The sequence below is a fragment of the Legionella saoudiensis genome, assembly GCF_001465875.1.
GTDB lineage: Bacteria > Pseudomonadota > Gammaproteobacteria > Legionellales > Legionellaceae > Legionella > Legionella saoudiensis.
In genome coordinates this window covers 82271-103216 of the sequence record NZ_LN901322.1, presented here as the reverse complement: position 1 = coordinate 103216, position 20946 = coordinate 82271, and the positions used below count along the sequence as shown (strand labels likewise).

Genomic DNA, 20946 nt, shown 5'->3' with positions numbered 1-20946 from the left:
ATCTTAATGGGCTTGTGCTCCTGTCGGCTGTGGTTCCTTTTGAAAAGTCCAAATCAAGCCTAGTAGAATAATCCCCATCCAAGTTATTGATTTGATCCATGAGGCATAATAATAAAGCTGTATGAATTGTTGAGGCTGATTTAGATGGGGAATTACATTAGGGGCTGAAAATAAACTGATATTGTTACTTATAATAACTGGTGCTGTAAAAAGGAAAAACCCTTTTAAAATAAACTCATAATTCTTCATTTTAACAGAAGTAAAAATAATCAAAACAAGAGCAGGCGCTAGAAGCAAAGCAAACCTTGGCCAGTAAAAAATATGGGTTATTGGGGTAAATAAATCGCTATAAGAGGAAAATACCCCTGATTTTAAAGCGGTTTCAAAAGAAAGCGACAAATAAGACAAAACCAACAGTAAAAACGATAAGTAGTATATTGGTGTTTTTAGATTTATGCGCATTATAACAGTTCCCTTTTTTGATCATGGTGTGAGTGCTTTAGCTCATCGTTTATTCTTTAGGGTATAGTGTTCTTCCAGAAATGGTCGCTATTGCTTCTATAGGAATCGCATGTTCCTCATCATTAGAACAATTTAAGCTGATAATTTTAGCCATAGCAGTTGCTGTATCGTAATCAGGTCTAATATGTGTATCTGACGATGCGATACATGTTGTGTTTCCAATAAATAATTTAAAACGTCTTTGGCTTTGTTTTTCTGAAGCGTAAAACGGTTTTAGAGTAACTCCTGATAACACTGTCCCAGATAAAACTGTTTTTTCCTTATGAGCCGTATCAGATGGAAGCTTAAATTGTTTTGTTACTATAATATGCGCCGTTTTACCTGCTTCAACATAAATTCTATTGGGTTTTACTGATGAAATAGAATGGGTATTTTTTTCTTTGTTTTTTATTAAAAGGAGTTCAGGAGGCATTGGGCCGATAATTTTTAGTTCTGGTGAAGCCCAATAGATGGCTTTATTATTGTCCAAAAGTTTGTAAGGCAAAAACACCACATCATGTTCCCCCATATTCCAAAAAACACCACAAAATAGATGCTTATCACCTACTGTAGAGCGGTTTAATAAATTACCTTTGCTGTCTGTAAAGCGATCGCAATAATGGTTATTTTGGTTCTTTGGCACTTTTAATGGTGAATACGCTAATTGAATTTCACCATTGGCACCCATAAGAAACAATTGACGCGAAGCAGTCGCATAAAAATCATAACTTAATTTAGCGATGAATGGAGATAGGAACAATACCAAGATCCCTAGCTTTATACCCAAACGCTGCGATGATTTTTCATTGAAAATAGAAAATAGAATGCACCACGTAAGCACAAGGCCTAGCAAAATGATAAAGACGTTTGTAAATGTTAAGAACACTATCAATACCTCTCTTGTAAAAATTATCTATGCAAATGGTTACTATTTTATCATATTGATTTTTTATAGCATTTAATCTTATTAATTAACTCATTTTTATTGAGCGTATCTATTTTATGCATGATGCTCTCAGGACTATGCTCTTGATCGAGCAATTGTTTAGCCCATAGCATAAACACATCATCCTCGGTGAGAATCTTAAAAAGCATATCGTTTTTTTCATCGAGCAATACTTCAACAGCACAAGCTACTAGCCATTTTGATGGCGTTGTTTCTCCACCAGCCATGCCTTTAATAGCCATAGGAGAATAGCTTTTATCCTTATCAAATAAAGTCTTCGCTTTGTGGTGCAATTTTTCAGAACGATTAACAACGGCTTGTAATTCTGAAAAAATAGATTTTATTTGATTGCTAAAATCCTGCTTTTTATATTCGGCAAGATTTACCCGATTCAGTAACGTTAACGCTTGTTCTTTGCTGGAACCTGAAAGCTTCCCTACTACAACTTTAATTTGCTGTATCATACTACTAACCATGGGTTCAAAGATGTTTAACTCCACTTTTTGTTCGTCACAAATAATTTCAATCTGCTCCAAAACATCGATAAATTCATAAGGCAATCGAAAGCGCAAATCGAGCAACGTGCTTGTTGGTGAAGGATGCAAGTGCTGATGAATGGCCTTAAGATTCTGCATGAACTGTTTTAACTCAATCGTTTGATTAATTGAAAGATTATCCCAACCATCAAATAAATCCGGCTCATTCATATGAAAAGAACCATAAATGTTCTTCCCATCCGTTGATTTGACGTAAACCCTTGAGGGTCTACGCAAATTTTGTTTCACTTCGAATCGCAATAATTTTTTCATTAATAAGCCTCTAATAAAATAAGTGATGAACTGTTGCAGTATTGAAATGCACAATCTTTTGCATCATTTAGTCGCGTGTACGTTTTGTTTGTTGCCAAATCGATGTAATATTTTTTACCAGCTTGTTTGTAATCGTATTTAGAACGAAACGCAAACACGGATGTATTGATGAATCCTCCCAACAAATAAGTTCTCATTGTTGGGGTTATTGCTGTTGTATCCTGTTTTGTCGCATCAAAATAGTGACTTAATAAATGGTGTTCATTTAATTCATGAAGGTTTTTTAGTTTTTGTAATCGGTGGCCATGATAATGCATGAAATAAGGAACACCGGAAATATTTATTTTTCTGGCACGTGTAGTGTACTGGTTATAGTAATTTGTTCTTCGCAAATAATAATAAGGTTTAAAAGCACGCAATACAGGCACTGTTGTATTTTGTCCGTACAGGTAAACGAGCTTATTGAATTGAGCATCAAGAGTGGCTTTTTGAGTTCGTGCACCCAATAATTTATTTTTTATTGTCTCTAAAGAATAGATCATCGACTCAATACCCTGCTGATTCATCTCAGGAATATCCCCCAGAGAAAGTTCTACCTGATAATCTAAACGCTCCAACCGCCTTAGTGCATTGCACAGCTGGGGGTAATGAACAAGAGTATTTAATTCCAAATAAGTGCCGATGGCTTCTTTAATGGACAACCTATTCCAGTAAGAATAAGAAATATCCTGATTTCTGGTAGATGAAGATGTAAGCATTAACGCTCTCAATAAATCGTTTAAAGAAAAGGCCAGCTCAAGTGGTGCATTGGTTTGATTTAGATGAATCATAATTACCTCGTTTTCTTTTATTGTCCTAATGACACTACTTAGTTTATTTACAAGAACCAAATTTGTCAACAAATAAAATCCATAAAATAGATAAATTAAAAACATCTATTATATTGACTGTTTTGTTATGGTCTGCCATACTATAGATGTTCACTTAGGAACATAATAGATAAAATAAGGAATAAATCATGATTAAACACCCTCTTCAAATCGGTTCCATTCTCTATGCTTCTTGGGGTTACGAGCAAACTAACATTGACTTTTATCAGGTCATTGAGCTAATTGGAACTTCCACTGTGGTACTCAGAGAAATTGCTCAAGAAAAAGTCACTGACAGCAACGATGCTTTTTGCGGAAAAACAAAAGCCAAACCTAATTGTTTTATTGATGAACCATTTCGAAAAAGAGCAAACGCGCAAGGCATAGTACGCATGAACTCCTTCTCGCATGCAAGTCTTTGGGATGGCGCCCCTCTTTATTATTCTTCTTATCATTAGACTTCGAAAATGCTCCCTGCATAAGCAGGGAGTTACCACTAATTAACTGTTTAATAAAAAATTGGAGATTTTGATGAGCAATATATCAACAGCCGGAACAAATAGTTTAATACAAGAAATCAGCATCGTTTGGTCTATAGATGATGTGTTGGATGTGAGGCCACTACTCAGCAAAGAGCAAGCAAGTATCGTATTACAACACCTTAAAAAAAATCATGATGCCACAATAGGCATTAATTGGGATGTCATAGAAATCGTTTCAGACGATTTATTCTTAAAGCCGATTAGAGTGATTAAAACACTTCGTTATAAAGAACACGAAATAGAGGTTCGGCCGGGATCCTGACGAAAAGGACCGTTTCCTGTTTATTTTTAATTCAGCTTAAATTCAACTCTCAATTTTTCTCTATCTCCCGTCAAAGGGAATAAGCCAAATCGATTAAGATGGCCTGTGTGATATGGCGATAAACTATTGAGCATTTCAGGGCTAATTTCATAACCTTCAGTTTTCATATCATTAATCACGTTAGTCATATTAGCTACAACATGCAGAATAACAGCATTAGCTGCCAAACGACCAAAATTAATAATCTTCTTTTGGATCCCCTGTAGATTATTTTCAATAGCTCCATCATGCCCGAATGCAACCCAATCAATGAAGTTATTAAACTCTTCACTTTTACATGTGGCAGCATGAATAATTCGTCGTAATTCAATATCATTGATGTAATTGAGCAAGAATATTGTTCGAATTACTCGTCCTAATTCACGAAATGCCTGAAAGATCTTATTCTTACGGCTTTGCATACACAGTTTGCGCAAAATGGTTGAGGCTTTAATTTTACCATTTTGAATGGACATCACTACCCGCAACATATCGTAGTAATGCGCCTCAATCAACACCCAATCGATTTTATCATTAGTAAATAAGCTATCAATATGTTTAAATAAGTCACCTGATGCAGTAACAGGTCTGTAATATTTTAGATGTTTAAAATTGCGAATTCTTGGCATCAATTTAATTGCAAGCAAATAAGCAAACGCAAACACTACCTCACTTTGAGCGCCTGTGTCTCCATGGATTGTTTTGGGCTGAATATCAGATTCGTTATCAATAACGCCATCAAAAATATAAGTCGCCTCATAGACACCGCAAGGGATAAAATTGCTAAATAGGGCAATGTATTGGTCAGAAACATGGTAATAACCAATGCCACCATACTGTCCATAGCGAATATGGTGTTCTGCCAGTAAATTATTGGTATACATATTCCAATATGTGCCATCAACAGAGCTGCTATCGCCAGTTCCCCATGACTTTGGCAATTCGAATTGATTATAAATATTAATCAACTTCTCTGTTGCTTTACTTAGCCGGTAATCAGTCACATGATGATTAAATACCCATGCAATTTGTTTACGACTATATTGTTGTAAACAACGTTCTGTTTGAACGGGACCAACATTACAGCCATAAGAAAAAGTAGTGGCAACAAAACGCATGCCATAGTCTTTGATTTTGGAATCATAGCCTGAAAGTGGTTTAAAGAATTTGCTGATGGATAACCATTCTTCAATATCCCTATAGACATCAACAATGTTTAAGAGGGGTAATCGTGTTGAAACCTCATCAACAAAAGCAGTAATGGCTTTATCCTCTTTTTTGGTCACTGCACGTTTTAAAATCGGCTCCCCATTTTCAATACTTAGGTACTCATTTGCCAGGAAACCACTATCTGTCTGAATCGCTGCTTCAAAATGCCGGTCTTGCAAACTTTTAATAAACTCAGAAGGCTTACTTGGTTGCTGAATTAAAGCACAATACTCATCAACCCCAGCATAAAACTCTTCCCATGTCATTAGCTGTTTATTTGGGTCGTCATAATGATTAGCACCTTCCAAAAACATGTCCGCACAATGGATCTCGTCTGCCAATGCATTAAATACAGCCATTTCAAAGTGTTTTTTATTGACCACCATGATTTCATCATGTCGTTTATTATTCGTAACAAAATTAAACCATTTATCACTGAGCCAACTTAACTGATCAAAATCATTGGCAACTATGGGAATCATTTTTTGCTTGCTCTGACGATGCTTGATAATAAAGGATGCTGCTTGCTCAAGTGATTTATCTTGAGATGCAGAGCACAATGTTAATTGTTCCAATAACTGGAAAAGTACATACCGCTTATTTTGATAGAGCTTTACCATAAAAGGCAAATAATTATTTCCTGAATGCGCTAAATATTGCTCACATTGAGTAATAGTTCCTTCTTTGTCTTCTGGGAAGTTTTTTTCAATTGCATCTAATCTTTCTGCGTGAGTTCCGGTGACCATTGATGCTAATAACACGTTATAAAGAATTTCAACTAATCGGTCTGTTTCATTTTTCTTGGTTAATGTGTAAGCATCTAATTCCTGACTGGCTTCATGTCTCATTTTGCGCATCCAGCGAATCAAAACGCTTACGATGCTGTCCAGACCATTTGCTAGTTTAAAATGAAGCATGGTAATCGCTAAAGCATAACGTTTATCTTGTCTTAAGTCCTTCATGTCTGAGCTATCTAACGCCGTTGCTTCTTCAATCAATTGCTCTAATCGGTGAGCAGGAATTTCATTAATAGAAGCTGGGGCTTTAGAGCGCCAATCTTTTAATTGAGTTAAATTCTCAATGAAGGTTTTAACATTCTGAGTAGTAGGCGCTTTCATTTCCTGTTTTAAATAAGCCCATCGAGTTGCGGCATTATCTGGCGCAAGTGCTATATCAAATAATGTATCGAGAAATATTTTTGACTCATCACCAAGCTTGGCGGTGATTCGCTCATATAATTTAGTACTGGTAAGAGCTCTGGCGGCTCGTGCCATTCGTTCTAATGTAGTAAAACCAGGCAACTCAAATCGTTCCTTCACGAGCGTTTCAATCATATCATTTATAATATCCACCAACCCTTCTTTAAAAACAGCAGATTTTAATGCACTTTGTTTCATACAATCCCGTTGCTTATGCTCATCATCTGATATGTTAAGAAACTGCAGAATAATTTTTCGATGTCTTTTTTTGGAGCTTGGTGCATAACCTGTAAGAACCGGATTATCAGAACCTCCTAAGGCGTTGGAAACATAACCGATGATTGCTTCAGGAACATCTTTCAGATTAATTGCATAACCTAGACATTGATAACATTTCAATATGACCATAAAACCTAACTTATTAATTACTGATGCTGAGCGGGTGCTATTTTCCATCAGCATTATTTCATCGAACGTCGGCTTGAAGTTTTTCTCAAGCTCTGTCGGTGTAGGATTTGGTTTTAATCTTGGATAGGCGGTTTCATGTATTGCAGTCATTTTAAATTTTGGTTATCTTTACAGCGGCCGAAAACAGTAGTTTATGGCCATGTAAAAATCAAGACTTTGGATCCTTATATTTAAAGGGTTTTCGACAGACAAATTTCAGGAGGTTTTTGGCCAGGTATGAAAGCAGGAATTTATGCCAGAGTTTCAACACATGACCAACAGACGTTAGATCTGCAAATTGAAGCAATGAAAAAATATGCGCAGGCACGTCAGTGGGATATTGAAAGTGAAATTACAGAAATTGGATCAGGAGCTAAAGAGAGGCCAAAACGAGTAGAACTTATAAACCAAGCAAAGCGTCGACAAATTGATGTAATTATTGTTTGGAAATTGGATCGATGGGGTCGTTCCGTTAATGATCTTTTTCATACTTTGAATGAATTGAATAATCTTGGTGTTGGTTTCATCTCATTAACTGAAGCACTCGATTTAACTACAGCAACAGGGCGAGCAATGGCTGGCTTGTTAGCAATTTTTGCTGAATTTGAAAGAGAAATTTTAAGGGAGCGTGTTAAAGCAGGGATTGCTCATGCCAGAAGTAAAGGTACATCTCATGGGCGTCCAGCAACTGCAAAAAAACGGAGTGATGAAATAATGTCTATGTTCAGTAAAGGGATAAGCCAATCAGAAATCAGCAGAAGACTCGGAATTGGTCGTACATCTGTAAGAAGAATAATAAATGAAAATCAAAGTGGAGAATTAAGTTGAAAAACCCTCCATTTTTATCGAAATTAAAAAAATGGGATATTAGATTATTATCTGCGGATAATCTGCATGAGATACAAAACTTTATTCAGTTATTTGATGATTTTTTCGAATTGTGTGAAGGAGAAAAAGGTTCTGCTGCAGGAATTCTCTCTGCTTGCCCACCATCAAAGAATATAAGCGAAGATAAGTTTGTCTTAGGTATTTATGACCACAATATTTTAATCGGTATTTTGGATATAATTCGTGATTATCCGGAAAAAGACATCTGGACAATTGGCTATTTGTTAATTCATCCAAATTATCGTAATCAAAGTATTGGTTCTCGCTTAATTAAAGACCTTAGGCATTCTCTCCAAAAAACCAGATTAAGATGTATTGTGCAAGAACAAAATGTGAACGCTTTAAATTTTTGGAAAGAGAATGAATTTACGATTGTAAATCAAACAGAAGAAAAATTAGGCCAAATAATTAATAGCACCTATATCTTAGAAAGCAGAGAAATTTAATTTAGATAGTAAATGGCACAAAATTACACAGGAAATGGTCCTTTTCGTCAGGATCCCGGCCGAACCTCATCTATCCTGCTGAGCAAAAGTTGGCACAAATAACTTCTTTATGAAAATAACGCCATTTGAATGCAACAGATCCTATTGAGCGAATATAGATAATACGTAATGATCAAATTATACTCTACTTTTCGGACCTTAAATGCCGGAGTTAACTCTTATTATTTTCCCAAATGGAGGTTACAAATAAACCTTTAAATCCTCTTTTTAAAAATATATGTTAGTACTAACTCATCCTGACCTTAAGTCCCAATCGCCCATCGTAGCTCGTCATATGCAAATTTAATCCGGTACCATAGCTTCCATTGGCATAGACAGCGAGATTTTGTTGCAGATTAATTGTTGTACCTAAATTTAATTCCAAAGTAGCCCCTTCTAATTGAGCCTGAAAAGGCACAAATCCATAAACAGAGGAAAACTGAGCTTGTGGATTGCCTTTAAATTGATACCAAAAATTAGGTCTGAGCCAGGCGGTCAATGATTTTATTCCTTTATTTTCATCAAAATCCCACTGATGGGTCGCCAAAAGACCTAGACGGCCCACAACGCCATAATTATTTCTAAAACGAATAGTCGCCCCAATATCCTTACCCGTATCCAAATTAATAGCTTGATAAATAGCCTGTACTTGAGGTTCAAGCGTCCATTGTTGATGAAATTTAAAAGGATATCCTCCTTCAACAGATACACCGACTCCGATACCCTGAGTATTTACCTCAGGAAGACGATAAGATTGAGAGCGTGCCTCTTCGTACCAAGTAGTTTGAAGCACTGTATCGATATAAGCGTCCTGCGGTGAATAAATTGTCCAATAACCGCCAGCAGTAAATGCATTAAATTCATTAGACCCCAGGGTTAAAAAAGGGCGTTTTACATCGCCAGTTCCTTGTCCAAAGGCACCATACAAACCTATATGATGTCGTCCCCAATGAGAAGACTCATAAGCGAATAAATCGCTGCCCGCTTGAAAAAAGGTAAAATTATAATCATAGTGCGAACTATGAAGCGCTCTATTTGTTAAACGATCTCGTTCCCCATGTAATCCAACGACTCGTGACCAAACACGGTTAATCTCTGTGCCCAGTCCAACACGTTGATGCAAGGTATCTAATAAAGCTTGACCATATAATAAAGTCATCGCAGGAAGAACTGGGTAAAGGCCAATTTCTGAACGGTAATGAACCGGAGGGTAATGGGGAACTGGAGGCACAGGTGGTACGGGAGGCTCTGGAGAGCACTCGGGGTTTCCAAGTGGACAAAGATTACGTAAATACCAATTTTCTGGACCGCTAGAATCCAAGCTTGAACGATATAGAGTATATTCAAACGGACCTCCTACAATAGGATTTCCTTGGTAAAAGGCATTTGGCGCTGTGGTTGAACCATTGATTGCCTCAACCACTAATATTCCATTTCCCAAGGTGAATGCTCCCGAGCCTGAAACATTATTAATAAACAAAGCGGTTGAACCAGTTGCACTGCCCCCATCAATAATTAGTAAATCGGAGGGAGAATTATCTCGGCCTAAATAAGTATTTAGAAAAATACTCCCATTTTCACCTATATAATTGCCTACAACCTTAAAGTGGTTGCCGGCAGTTCTCGTAAAATTGGCTAATCTCACGAGACCCGAATTACTCAAATTACCTAAAATTTCATAACTGCCTGTTCCATTACCGCTACTGTAATCTAGGGTTCCTTCATTTTGCACATTTCCCATTAATGTACCTGCTTGCGATAAAAATCCAAGAGTGGATTGACTATCGATATAAAATAAATCCGCAGAATGAGTCTCAGTCCCCTCTAACTGCAAATGAGCACCATTAATACTTTGTACCCTCTGCCAAGAAGTAATGGTATTCGCTTGACCTTGATAGCCATCAAAAGTTAAAGTACTCGCTCCTGTACCCCCATAAAATAAAGAAACCCCAGAAATATCTGCTTCAGAAAATACCGTTGTCTCATCAGCTCCTGCACCCATTAAAAGAGTCCCTTGAGTCACTGAGCCATTCAATAAATTGAGTTGATTATTACCGGAAATAAATTGCACTGCCAGTGGCGCTGATAGCAAACCTGAACTGTTAATTACCGTCCCATTAGTTCCGAGAATCCCAACTAAATTACTCCTCACTACTCCACGATTAGTAAAAAGACCGCTGGTCACAGAAACACCAATACTATTTAAAGCATTTACTTCACCTAAATTACTCCCACTGCTATTGGCTTCGATTAGCATTCCAAGCCCATTTGCATTGGCCGTAATGAGCCCCTCATTTTCGACACTAGCTCCTAAGCGAGCCAACAAACCAATACCTGTATTTGCAGCATTAATAATTGCCCCCTGGATATTAATACCTTGACTTCCTACTCCTTGAGCGGCTAACCCAGTTGTTAATGCAGCATACGCATTTATAACACCATAATTCTTCGCTGTTTGTATAGCTCCTTGAGCGGAAGATAAGGGAGTCAATGCGCCTAAATAGGCGTTATTGGGAATCGTATTATCGACTATCAGATTATAAGTACCGCCTGCAAGCATACCATAGGAGCTGGCACCACTAATATTAATCGTTCCATCGTTTCGAAATACACTTTGAGGGGTCGCAATACCAAAAGAATTACTGCCTGCTATATTAATTGTACCTAAGTTCCATTGATGATTCACATCACTAAGTGCTGTGGCCGAATAATAAATTCCTGCCGCAGTTGTCCCATTGATGGTAATTTGTCCATTGGGCAAATTACTCCCTGAAGAGCCAGAAGAAAAAGCAACTATTCCATGTGATTTAGTACCAAACGTTTCAATAATACCATAATTGTCGGTTCTAAGATTATTTAGATGGCGCATGTACACGCCATAGGAATTAATATTCTGGGTTGTTATTGTTCCTGTGGCCGAGTTTGTAAATTCACTACCAGCTCCTGCTGCTCCCACATTATCGAAGTAAACACCGTGACCTCGATCAAATATGTTGATTCTATCTTGATTAAGGCCAAATGTTCGAAAGTCACCCCAATAATACAAGCCATGAGAATCATTATAGGAATTAATAATACCCCGATTGATCATTTGTGGACTGTTGCTACTAAACGTACCTTCGCCGGTATATCCGGTGGGAGCGTAACCAATCACCATTCCGGAAGAGCCCCGGCTCCCAATTTTTGATCGCGCGTTCACGGTACCACTTGTCTCATTAATGATTAAACCATTCCCAAGAGCTGAAATTCCTACCACAAAATCACTCGCAACACCTGTGAGACGATCTGCCGCATTAATTGTGCCATAATTGGTCGCAAAACTTCGTACCGTTTTTGTTCCTGCTGCACTTAGAGCATCTGCAGACATATTTTGTACGCTAATGGTTCCATAATTAATGGCAGTCGCAGATGCTGTTGGAAGTCCATTATGAATTGAATTTGCAAGCAAACCAAAAGAATTTAAAGTTGTTGTTTCATTAGCACTGATGATGTTCCCATAATTAATTGCGTTGCCTCCTGCTTTTGCCAAAATTACAGCTCTAACCCCTGTGGACCCCACTCCTGCCAAACCACCCAAATTTTGATTTACTGTGACACCACTATTTATAATAAAAGTTCCTGGTCCTAACATATTGACAGCAGAAGTATTAAGGCTCCCCGTACCATTAGGTGAATTAAAATTATTAACTAGAAAAAAGAATCAGCGGCAACACCATAAATACCAGGCAGTATGAAATAAGAACTTCCACTTGGTGTAGAAGGTAAATTAATATTTGCACTAAAAGCAGTCGAAGAAAGAGTGAGTGCAGAAAGAAAGAAAAATTTATTTTGGTCCTTATAACTCATTTTCATCCTTGAAAATTAACTAAACCATAATAATAAAGAACATCGTATTGAATTGCTTGTGTGTTGTCAATTTAAGCTACATCCAATATTTGCACTTAAAGCGTATACCCTGGTTAAAGGTTTATTTCCTATTACTTTATTAATCCTACTCGCTAATCAAACCATCCCCAAGATCTAATGTTAATTTCTAGGAGCGGTAAATCTATTTCCCCAATCAAGAGGGACTTTGTTAAAATTATCTTTAACATAAATATCAGCCGAATATGCCATTAATAAGTTAATTATATCTGAATAACCTCTTTCAGCTGCAAATGATAAGGGCGTTCGCATACCTGCATTGTCATCTTTTAAATTCACATTAAAGCCTTTTTCTAATAGTAATTTAACAATTACTTCGTTTCCTTCTTCAGTCGCTATATGCAAACAGTGATGAAAATCTCCATTTTTTATGGGAGTTTCTAGTTCTGATACTGTGTACACCTCTAGAAGATTTATTACTTCATTAATATTATTATTTATAATCGCCTGTGCTAGTAAATAAGTTGGTTTTGACTTTTCATTTGCTCCGATTTTAAGTAGATCTTCTGCCAGCTTCTGATGTTTTGGATTTTTGAGAAAGGCATTTTGATTAAAAAAATTATAATCATTTTCCGAATATTTAAATGTAAATTGATCTTTATTGGATAAAATAAGTTTATTAAATATTTCATCACTATTTGGAGAACCATTTAAAAAATATTCTGTGAGCATTAAATATGGTTCAGTGTTTTCCCGATATCGCTCATTTTGGCCATATTCTGGAAAAATGGTCATTAAATTAAAAAATTCACTTTCCTTTTCGGCCAAAATTTCTTTAAGGATGTGTATCGCTGATTGTAAAACTAGCTGAAAATTAGTCTCGGTGGAGCTATCAATACTATCTATGTTCATAAACTTTTGATCAAATGCATCAAATAATTGTATAACCCTATCGACCAAATTTTCATGCTCCTTTGGAAAATATTTATAATCATATTTATATGAGTAGCAGGCATTTATTAAATCTGCTTTTAACTCTCTAATTATTAGATTATTTTCAATTACATTATCTGCTGGAGGGAGCAAAGGAATATCCACTGTTTTTTTATTAAATGAGAGTGGTTTCTCTTTATTTAATTTTCCTTCTGATTTTAAAATATAACGTTCCACATATTCTCTGGTTTTTATATAATTTTCTTTATTAAAAACATACAGTTCACCTATTTGTGAAACTTCAACAATTTGATTATGAAGCTCCTTTAGAGAACTAGTAGCGCTCTGAAGACAATATCCTGTTCCATCATCGCCACCTACAATGTTATCAATAAACTCAGGAAAGGTTTTTATATGGTTATACTTGGGCAAATTTTTAATACAAAACTTAATAAGCCTATTAACGTCTATTGACGTAATATTTTCAAAGGCATCTTTTGCTAAAGTAAACAGCGCTCCTCTAATTAAAACAACCTCATTTCCCTCATCTAACCATTCTTTAGGGCTCAGGCTGAATTCAATTGTGTAAGAATTATCTATTATTTGACGCAAAACGGATAGGAAATTTTGCATTTCCTTTAGGATTACATTTTCTTCGCTACTCATTCTTTGTCCACCATTCATTTTATTCTAAAATATAGCAAAATATTCAAAAAATAGACAATAACAACCATGTAGCAAACTAATTGTTTCGCATAACTTGGGTCCAAGACGTAACATCCGCTAAGGCTTAATCGCATTATTAAAACTTACGTCCCACCCTCCTGGCTATGAATCAATTGATGAAATATGGTTAACCTTCTCCACTAGGTGCTCATCCGTGTGGAAACCTAGAATTTTTGTGTGTATGGATTTACCAAGAGGAAGGACAGCAAAGAGTTCAGCTACAATAATTTAAAACACAAAACAATATCCTCTTTAAATCACCCAAACATTATGGTACTGAATTGAATCCCATATCGTTTCAAAGCAATTTATTCATTAAGTATTGATGGAATAAAAGAACATACTGCATAACTATGCGGATGGGTATTTTTGCGGTTGGAACTTCTTTTGCTATTTCAAAGTCAAGTTGTTTAGGAGCGAGGATATCTTTGCACTACTAAGGGAAAAATATCAATCGATGAAATAAAAAGTACAATTCCTGCCGGAAAAACTAAGCTGTTTCAAACAAAACAAGAAGCAGTAGACTATACCTTTAAAACAACTACTGATTCTGATCTCCTGTATTTAATGTAAAATTGACTCAGCCTAAAACTTTAGGACTGATTATTGAAGAAGTAAGTTATTTCCTCACCTTGAATTTATTTAAGGAAAAATGCCTGGTTACAAAGAAGAATACTCATTACACAATGGTGCAGATCAGCAAGAAAGTAACTGCTGATAATAATTTCACCAATGTTTATCAATAAACATTGATAGATGTGGCCGTTTACACGAACCCCATGTTAGGTGCAATTTTTTAGCTTAATATGAACCTAATTATGACAAATGAACTGAAAATTTAATGCAGATACATACTCAATACTTTTTATTACACATATAAGAATACATTGACAAATAGTAAAGAATTAAGGTCTTATAAATATTATATCCTAATGTTATGGCACCTATTTGGCCTTTTAAGTAAGGACACTTAAATGATTAAAAATGAAGGAGAGCGGAATAAAGGAAGTAATACTAGATGGGCAGTAATTGCTATTTATCTTTTGGCTACTCTTTTTTCTGCGATTTGGCATGGCCCAGTTGCTGAGCTTTTTTTACCTATTATTCTTGTCTTAGCCATTTTTATTTCTGCCTGCCTACATGGCACCGAGCGATATGGAATACAAAATATAATTATTTTTTTCCTTATATCATGGCTTGTTAGCCATTTCTTTGAGGCATTAAGTATTCAAACAGGCTTTCCTTTTGGGCATTATTATTATGATAAATTAGCGGGGCCAAGGCTGTTTGAGGTACCTCTTATTATTATGTTTGCCTATTTTGGCACGGGTTATGCCTCGTGGATTTTGGCTCATATACTTCTGGACCAATACGCCACTCCACTTTCCGGAAAGCAACGATTCTTCGTGCCGTTGATCGCTGCGTTTATTATGGTGATGTGGGATGTATGTATGGATCCTCTTGCTTCAACGGTCTATTCATTATGGGTTTGGAAGGATGCTGGTGTGTACTTTGGCGTTCCTCTGCAAAACTATTTTGGTTGGTTCTTGGTGGTTTATATTATTTATCAAGTTTTTGCTCTTTATATTGCTAAGCATGATATTATGGCTCTAAGTAAGTCCCATATTTTTTCTTCTAAAAACTTTTGGCGAGAAGCTGTGGCTATTTATGGCATACAAGGTTTAACTCAATTAGTGGATCCTTTTGGTGCTTCAACGCATTTAGAAATTTATGAATCTATGGCTCTAATTACCCTATTTACAATGATGTTTGTGACCTTATTGGCTTCCCTTAAAATTAATATGAGTAGTTTAGAGGATAAGCCAAGCGACACATAAGTTAGGATCCCGTATTACACCGTGCTAAGACGGGAGCTGTTTTATGAAAAAAGTTTATTCAACAATGTCTTGCAAAGCGTGGAATATATTTAATGGATATTCAGCAATCCGATTACAAACATAAAGATACCATTCTTTACCGTATACAAAATATACTTTAGTCGGATAACCTTCATTGTGTAACCGCGCAAGCTTATCGTTTTGTATCCCAAATAAACTCTCAAACTCATAAGTGTCTTTTGAAGGTTTGTATTTTTGAATGATATTTTTTGCTTCCTGCTGTATTTTTTCATCGTGAGTTGCAATAGAACAATAATGCTCTTTAGATAAGAGTTGTTCCGCATAATCTAGGTATACCTTATCCAACTCCTCCCCTCTTGCTAAAGACAATCCTGCAGGAGTTACATAAGCTCCTTTAACAATGCGAATCCGTCCTTTTTCTTTAATTAACTCTTTAAAATCATCTTTAGAGCGATGCAAATAAGCTTGCATAGTAATACTCAGATTCGAGTGTTTTTTTCTTGTTTGCATATAAACATCAATGATCGCATCAGTCCACTCAGTTCCTTCAGCACTAATAATAATTTCAGTATCCGCTTTTGCAGCTTCCTTACAAATCCGATCTAAATTCTCGATACAAAGCTCTTTCGAAATAATTAAACCAATATGAGATAGATCAAGCGATACAGTAGACCATAAACCTTGGGCTCTAATTTGTTGACAGATCGTTATGAACTCCTCAGTAGCCTCATTGGCCTCTTTTGAGGTCGCGGTATTTTCCCCCATAAATTCAATAGAACATTTAACTTTGTTGGCATTGTGTGTTTTAACTTTCCCCAAGGTTTCAACAAGAGTTTCCCCTCCTATGTATCTATCTGCCGCTTTTTTTAAAGTTTTAAATAAAGTGGGATTGGACAAAATAAAATCTTTGGCTGCTGTATTTAAGGCTGCTTTTCGTAACGCTGCGGAACCTATATTTAGTAAAACATTATCCATTTTCCCTCCCTGCTCATATTTAACGATAGCGAATAAACCGTTCCAAAATTACAGGAACAATCTAGATTTGATTTAACCATTTTTTATAAAATAAAAACATACTTTATCTTATAAAAAACAAAGGCATTCTGTATTTCCAGGAAGAGAAAACCGATTGGGTTGCATCCTTACTTGAGGGATCAAATTTATATAGTCCATATTTAAACCATCTTGAGTTAATATTCTCTTAATAAAACTTGTATACTATTGCTGCCAAAATAATTCTAAACAGAAAATATCATGCCCAAAGATTTAAATCTGGTTTTACAAAAAGAATATTTGATCATTGATCCATCAAATCCTCGTCCTTTAATTGGCACAGAATCTTTACGGGGTTGCTGTGGTGTATTTATTTATCATCCTATTCGCAGTGCTGTTTTACACTGGGATGATAATTGTTGTCGTGATGATTTAAGCAAATTTATGGCTGAATACTTAGGTAGCGAGATAGACATTGCAGACTGTACCGTCAGTCTTATTGGTGGCTGGCCTGATCATAATGAATCTCAAAAGAGTAGCAATTTTTTAAAGGATTTCTTTTCAGCAACTTCTGCCGAATTAGATTTAACTCATTTTCAAAAGAAGAAATCATCTGGAAGAACCTTAACTGACCAAGGATTTTCATTAGTTTATATGAGTGCAATTACAGGTCAAACAACTCTTAGTGATAATTGGAGCAAAATGCCTCATTTAAATGACGGTAATTATCGTGGTATTAACCCTGAGCTGCGAATGGCTAACAAAGAGCTCCAGGATCTGCTTCATTTACAAGATGATAGCTATCCTGGTTCTGGTTGTCATATTTACGCCCGAGACCGCTATCAAGATTTACAAGCCGCTCAGTCAACTCAGCTATGTATTGCTGCGAAAAAAAATGATACTGCCGCCCTAATCAAATTAATTGACGAAGGAATTACTGGAGTAAATGTAGCTCCAGCTAATGCTAAAGGATGGACCCCTTTACACTTCGCCTGTAAGTTAGGAAATTTGGAAGCGGCATTTTTGCTTATTCAAAATGGCGCTAATTTATTTCAAAAAAATGACGCAGGAAGTGTTCCTCTAAATTATATTGATGCCAAATCGTTCGAGTTTAAGCAATTACTTACAGCTTATCGTTTAGTAAAATATAACTCCTCGCGCAATCAGCATGCGTTAACAACCATGTCACTTTTTTCTAGACATCATGAACAACAAATTGATATGCAAGAACGTAATCAAATGATTGGGCTGCAAAGCTTATTGCAAACTGAAACAGGCTTAAGTGAGATTAATCGACAGCTTGGTAGCTATATTTAGTACCCTTTTACGAGCATTCGAGTCAGGCCTTGAACGGGTAACAAGGTCTGACTACTGCCTTCTTGCCCGCCCAAATATCCCTTATAAATATTTAACGTGCCAATGCGTTACAACTTATCTTTTTTGAGCATTTAATTGACACCATCAATTTTAAAGGTACTATAACAAAGCTTGGTTGTTGGCTAGTTTTTTAAGTTATACAACACCAAGGTCTTAAGGGAATGTGATTAAATTTAATCACCAAAATACAATCTTGTACCTGATTTTAAAGGAGTAATTAATATGGGCTTTAATTCCCATTTAGATCCACTTAATGATTATGATGAGTCTGGAGTCAGTGTTTACACTACCTTGTTCCTTCTTACGGGCATTACTGTGGCTGCCTACGCACTTCTACGATTTGTTGAATCTAACAATCGTCTTAGATATGAAGATCGTTTTGCTCGCATCATAGCTGGAATATTAATTCTTGTAATGCGTATGTTGCACACTCGAAGTGGGGATTTGGAAATTACTAATGCAGAGAAGCAAGTACTCGCTATTGGTCCACACCGTACTGGCTGGGAAGCAATTGCTGTCGCCTCAAAAATGGAGGGAACCCCACCTCGTTTTTTTGCTACCACTAATTTTGACTCTATACCCTTGGTTTCTTCTTTCTTGAGAAAATTTAAAACGATACCCGTAGATGCCCAAGCAACACGAGGTGAAAATGGACGCTCTGCTAATGCGGATGCATTGGATAAGGCCAGTAAAGTACTTAATGAAAATGGTTGTGTCGCACTTTTTCCGCAGGGAAATTTCGCACGGTTAGGAGAAGATCCTCCCCGAGTTTACGCTGGTGCGGCTAAGCTCGCTTTGGATAATAAAGTACCTATTCAGGTGATTCGACTTGATGGTTTCTGGTCTTTGCAAAATCCGCTCATTCCTATGTTTATTCGCAATAGTGCATCTTATCGAGCATTTTTGTCCTTTTTTCATATGAATAATGTACGCGCTACATTATGTTGTACGATTGATTTTCATTTAAAACCTGAGAATGAAAACTTAAGTGACGAAGAAAAAATAGATGAGATATGCGCTCAACTTTACGCATTCTATCGTCATACAGATGAGCTGACTACTGAACAAATTAAGGCCATAAAGCCAGAAATAGAGAAAAAAACGCATCTCCTAATTTGGCATAATAAAGTGGCACAAGATGGGTTAAAAAAACAGCTTACAAACTTAAAGAAAGAAGAGGCTGAACTGGAAGAGCCCACACAAGAATTGATGAGGCTAAATTAGTAAACAGAGCAAGATAACCCTAAGAAGTAAAAAAGATTGAGGCCTGAAGCATTGCCGGGCTTGAATAAAATTTTAAATTAAATATTTTCATCTATTTGAATGTCATCTCCGCGCAGGCGGAGAGACATTATTATTCTAGCACTTTAAGAATTAATGACACTGCTCCCTGGTGTGTTTTGAGACATAAAGAAATGCTGTCATGCCCCCTTATTGAATTTCTTTAGTTTCTGAGAATATTGGGATAAAGAGTATTTCCCAACTCAGTCAGCAACTCTTGATGAAGGCAATTAAAATTGCATAAATATTCTTTTAATGCCTCAAATAGAAAACGAATGTGCCCAGCTTTAGCAGGTACCCTTGAGCGTTGTGTTTCTTGTAGCACCCTAAGTGTAATAAGGATATTAAAACTTACTTTTAATAGAGAATCAGTAAGCTGCGAAAATCCTGCTTGTAGAGGCAATTTAGTTTTATCTTCGGAAGAGCAAACTGGCTTTAAATCTGCTTCAAAAGAAAATAAATCACGATATAAATCATTTTTTAGAAAAGACAATTTTGGATTGTTTGTACGATCTAATTTCTCAACTTGACGTAATAAACTCTCCAAATAACAATTAAACTGAGCAGCTAGTTGTGCACGATCAATCGTATTAAAATCAAAAATACTTTTGTTATCAGATGAAGAAATTACATGGAGCCAAAGGGTCACTTGCTCATGGAAAGTGAGTGTCGAACTCAAAGACAATCCAACCATTCTAGGAATACTTTCCTTATAATCTAGTTGATTTGGCTCGATTGGATTATTTATAAGATCTGATAATTCCGTTATTTTATTTAATCGCTGCATTAAAATTTGTGATAGATCATTAGAAAATTGTTGATAATCCCCAGTTTCGCCAAAGCTAATGTTCTTAAAAGAATTTATATATAAATATTTAACCAATTGCTCTTTAATATCAGTATTTAGTAAGTCTGGAGGTAATTTTCCTAGAATACTGTTAATCATGCTTACAAGAGTTTCTTTATTAATTAGTTCCAGTAATTGTTTTGCATGTGTTGAAATAGCAGGGAAAAGGCCTTTAATCCTTTTGTAATTTAAAAAATAACCCTTAGTATATCCTTTAGGATTAAAAAACCCATAATATTCAAAAGGATAAAAAAGGTCCTCATTATTCTTTTCATGTCCGAAATAACGAAATGCAGCGCCCCAATCAATGCGTGCAAATTGAATAAACGACTCTTCCATGGAAGATAAGATATCTAAACAAACCACATTCCCGCTGTGGACACTATGATCCCCTAGTAATAATGAAAACATTAATGCTATAGCTAAGCCATAATAATGTTTAAATTGAGTAAGTAATAAGTATGAGTATGGGCCATAAAACATCTCCCAGAGTGGGCTCCGATCAGAGCCGTCGTAATACCCTGTGCCAATTACTTTATATAATTCCTGAAACTCGACTTTAGGTTGGATCAGTCCATAACTTCCATCTTCAAATTGAATTAATTGAGCGCAAATCAGGGAAGCATGATATATTTTTTCAATAAAACCTCGGTTTTTAAACTCTTGCAATAATAAGCCTGCGAATAATTCAGTGAACAGCTCGCGTGCGTCCTGAGGCTTTTTTACAAAATATTCAACTCCATTATTATCACGATAAAAACCATCTACATCATTTCGGTTTTTACCACCCTCTTTATTTTTGATCTTAGTGAGTTCTTTTCCCTGATAAATAAGCATCATTAACTCAAACACATCCATTTAACCTATTTT

Annotated in this window: 17 protein-coding genes; 7 read left to right on the top strand and 10 right to left on the bottom strand. The window is 36.1% G+C overall.

Translation table 11 applies throughout. The features are described 5' to 3' along the window. Positions 1–3 precede the first annotated feature (3 nt). The 4 genes from BN3124_RS04780 to BN3124_RS04765 are packed head-to-tail and all read right to left on the bottom strand — an operon-like array spanning position 4 to position 3086. Positions 4–462, bottom strand: coding sequence for a hypothetical protein (locus tag BN3124_RS04780; protein ID WP_058478566.1), 459 nt, complete (start codon positions 460–462; stop codon positions 4–6). A 49-nt stretch (positions 463–511) separates the two neighbouring features. Next, entirely contained in the window at positions 512–1387 is an 876-nt protein-coding gene (locus BN3124_RS04775; RefSeq protein ID WP_058478565.1) for a hypothetical protein, read from the bottom strand. Positions 1388–1437: 50 nt separating this feature from the next. Further along, positions 1438–2256 carry a hypothetical protein gene (locus tag BN3124_RS04770; RefSeq protein WP_058478564.1) on the bottom strand — a complete coding sequence of 273 codons (819 nt, stop codon included), beginning with the start codon at positions 2254–2256 and terminating at the stop codon, positions 1438–1440. Continuing rightward, on the bottom strand, positions 2256–3086 hold the full coding sequence (locus BN3124_RS04765; protein WP_058478563.1) for a hypothetical protein: 831 nt from the start codon (positions 3084–3086) through the stop codon (positions 2256–2258). Before BN3124_RS04765 ends, BN3124_RS04770 begins: the two co-directional genes overlap by 1 nt. A 188-nt stretch (positions 3087–3274) precedes the next feature. On the opposite strand from BN3124_RS04765, the gene BN3124_RS04760 reads away from it, so the two are divergent. Both BN3124_RS04760 and BN3124_RS04755 read left to right on the top strand, forming a co-directional pair. Then, complete coding sequence (locus BN3124_RS04760; protein WP_058478562.1) at positions 3275–3583, top strand: hypothetical protein; 309 nt, start codon at positions 3275–3277, stop codon at positions 3581–3583. Between the two features lie 73 nt (positions 3584–3656). Continuing rightward, positions 3657–3929 (top strand): hypothetical protein, encoded by a 273-nt coding sequence (locus tag BN3124_RS04755; RefSeq protein WP_058533730.1) that lies wholly within the window; start codon positions 3657–3659, stop codon positions 3927–3929. Between the two features lie 26 nt (positions 3930–3955). Here the strand turns inward: BN3124_RS04755 and BN3124_RS04750 are convergent, their stop codons facing one another. Continuing rightward, positions 3956–6934, bottom strand: coding sequence for a Tn3 family transposase (locus BN3124_RS04750; RefSeq protein ID WP_058533729.1), 2979 nt, complete (start codon positions 6932–6934; stop codon positions 3956–3958). A 126-nt stretch (positions 6935–7060) separates the two neighbouring features. On the opposite strand from BN3124_RS04750, the gene BN3124_RS04745 reads away from it, so the two are divergent. Next, the gene (locus tag BN3124_RS04745; RefSeq protein ID WP_058533728.1) at positions 7061–7651 is read left to right on the top strand and encodes a recombinase family protein; all 591 of its coding nucleotides are present in this window, start codon (positions 7061–7063) and stop codon (positions 7649–7651) included. After that, positions 7648–8157 (top strand): GNAT family N-acetyltransferase, encoded by a 510-nt coding sequence (locus BN3124_RS04740; protein ID WP_058533727.1) that lies wholly within the window; start codon positions 7648–7650, stop codon positions 8155–8157. Before BN3124_RS04745 ends, BN3124_RS04740 begins: the two co-directional genes overlap by 4 nt. Positions 8158–8443: 286 nt before the next feature. Here BN3124_RS04740 and BN3124_RS04735 read toward each other — a convergent pair whose 3' ends face one another. From BN3124_RS04735 to BN3124_RS04730, 3 genes are all read right to left on the bottom strand, one after another. Further along, positions 8444–11827 carry an autotransporter domain-containing protein gene (locus tag BN3124_RS04735; RefSeq protein ID WP_058533726.1) on the bottom strand — a complete coding sequence of 1128 codons (3384 nt, stop codon included), beginning with the start codon at positions 11825–11827 and terminating at the stop codon, positions 8444–8446. A 56-nt stretch (positions 11828–11883) separates the two neighbouring features. After that, positions 11884–12042: a hypothetical protein gene (locus BN3124_RS17075; protein ID WP_155522663.1), complete on the bottom strand. Its 159-nt coding sequence runs from the start codon at positions 12040–12042 to the stop codon at positions 11884–11886. A gap of 180 nt (positions 12043–12222) precedes the next feature. Continuing rightward, on the bottom strand, positions 12223–13659 hold the full coding sequence (locus tag BN3124_RS04730; protein WP_058533725.1) for an ankyrin repeat domain-containing protein: 1437 nt from the start codon (positions 13657–13659) through the stop codon (positions 12223–12225). A gap of 1034 nt (positions 13660–14693) precedes the next feature. Between BN3124_RS04730 and BN3124_RS04725 the strand changes: the two genes are divergently transcribed. Beyond that, the gene (locus BN3124_RS04725; RefSeq protein WP_078061480.1) at positions 14694–15557 is read left to right on the top strand and encodes a carotenoid biosynthesis protein; all 864 of its coding nucleotides are present in this window, start codon (positions 14694–14696) and stop codon (positions 15555–15557) included. A 54-nt stretch (positions 15558–15611) separates the two neighbouring features. On the opposite strand, the gene BN3124_RS04720 is transcribed toward BN3124_RS04725, so the two are convergent. Then, a complete protein-coding gene (locus BN3124_RS04720) occupies positions 15612–16553 on the bottom strand; it encodes a proline dehydrogenase family protein (RefSeq protein ID WP_058533724.1) in 942 nt (313 codons plus the stop codon). 279 nt (positions 16554–16832) lie between these two features. Here BN3124_RS04720 and BN3124_RS04715 point away from each other — a divergent pair, with 279 nt between their 5' ends. Next, entirely contained in the window at positions 16833–17888 is a 1056-nt protein-coding gene (locus BN3124_RS04715) for an ankyrin repeat domain-containing protein (protein ID WP_058533723.1), read from the top strand. A 282-nt stretch (positions 17889–18170) separates the two neighbouring features. Beyond that, on the top strand, positions 18171–19172 hold the full coding sequence (locus BN3124_RS04710) for a lysophospholipid acyltransferase family protein (protein ID WP_058533722.1): 1002 nt from the start codon (positions 18171–18173) through the stop codon (positions 19170–19172). Positions 19173–19392: 220 nt separating this feature from the next. On the opposite strand, the gene BN3124_RS04705 is transcribed toward BN3124_RS04710, so the two are convergent. Further along, positions 19393–20928, bottom strand: coding sequence for a hypothetical protein (locus tag BN3124_RS04705; RefSeq protein ID WP_149865207.1), 1536 nt, complete (start codon positions 20926–20928; stop codon positions 19393–19395). Positions 20929–20946 lie beyond the last annotated feature (18 nt).

Excerpts from the sequence above, each read along its gene's own strand:
- BN3124_RS04780 (WP_058478566.1), bottom strand. The coding sequence starts at position 462 with ATGCGCATAAATCTAAAAACACCAATATACTACTTATCGTTTTTACTG.
- BN3124_RS04770 (WP_058478564.1), bottom strand. The coding sequence starts at position 2,256 with ATGAAAAAATTATTGCGATTCGAAGTGAAACAAAATTTGCGTAGACCC.
- BN3124_RS04765 (WP_058478563.1), bottom strand. The coding sequence starts at position 3,086 with ATGATTCATCTAAATCAAACCAATGCACCACTTGAGCTGGCCTTTTCT.
- BN3124_RS04760 (WP_058478562.1), top strand. The coding sequence starts at position 3,275 with ATGATTAAACACCCTCTTCAAATCGGTTCCATTCTCTATGCTTCTTGG.
- BN3124_RS04755 (WP_058533730.1), top strand. The coding sequence starts at position 3,657 with ATGAGCAATATATCAACAGCCGGAACAAATAGTTTAATACAAGAAATC.
- BN3124_RS04750 (WP_058533729.1), bottom strand. The coding sequence starts at position 6,934 with ATGACTGCAATACATGAAACCGCCTATCCAAGATTAAAACCAAATCCT.
- BN3124_RS04745 (WP_058533728.1), top strand. The coding sequence starts at position 7,061 with ATGAAAGCAGGAATTTATGCCAGAGTTTCAACACATGACCAACAGACG.
- BN3124_RS04735 (WP_058533726.1), bottom strand. The coding sequence starts at position 11,827 with ATGTTAGGACCAGGAACTTTTATTATAAATAGTGGTGTCACAGTAAAT.
- BN3124_RS17075 (WP_155522663.1), bottom strand. The coding sequence starts at position 12,042 with ATGAGTTATAAGGACCAAAATAAATTTTTCTTTCTTTCTGCACTCACT.
- BN3124_RS04730 (WP_058533725.1), bottom strand. The coding sequence starts at position 13,659 with ATGAGTAGCGAAGAAAATGTAATCCTAAAGGAAATGCAAAATTTCCTA.
- BN3124_RS04725 (WP_078061480.1), top strand. The coding sequence starts at position 14,694 with ATGATTAAAAATGAAGGAGAGCGGAATAAAGGAAGTAATACTAGATGG.
- BN3124_RS04720 (WP_058533724.1), bottom strand. The coding sequence starts at position 16,553 with ATGGATAATGTTTTACTAAATATAGGTTCCGCAGCGTTACGAAAAGCA.
- BN3124_RS04715 (WP_058533723.1), top strand. The coding sequence starts at position 16,833 with ATGCCCAAAGATTTAAATCTGGTTTTACAAAAAGAATATTTGATCATT.
- BN3124_RS04710 (WP_058533722.1), top strand. The coding sequence starts at position 18,171 with ATGGGCTTTAATTCCCATTTAGATCCACTTAATGATTATGATGAGTCT.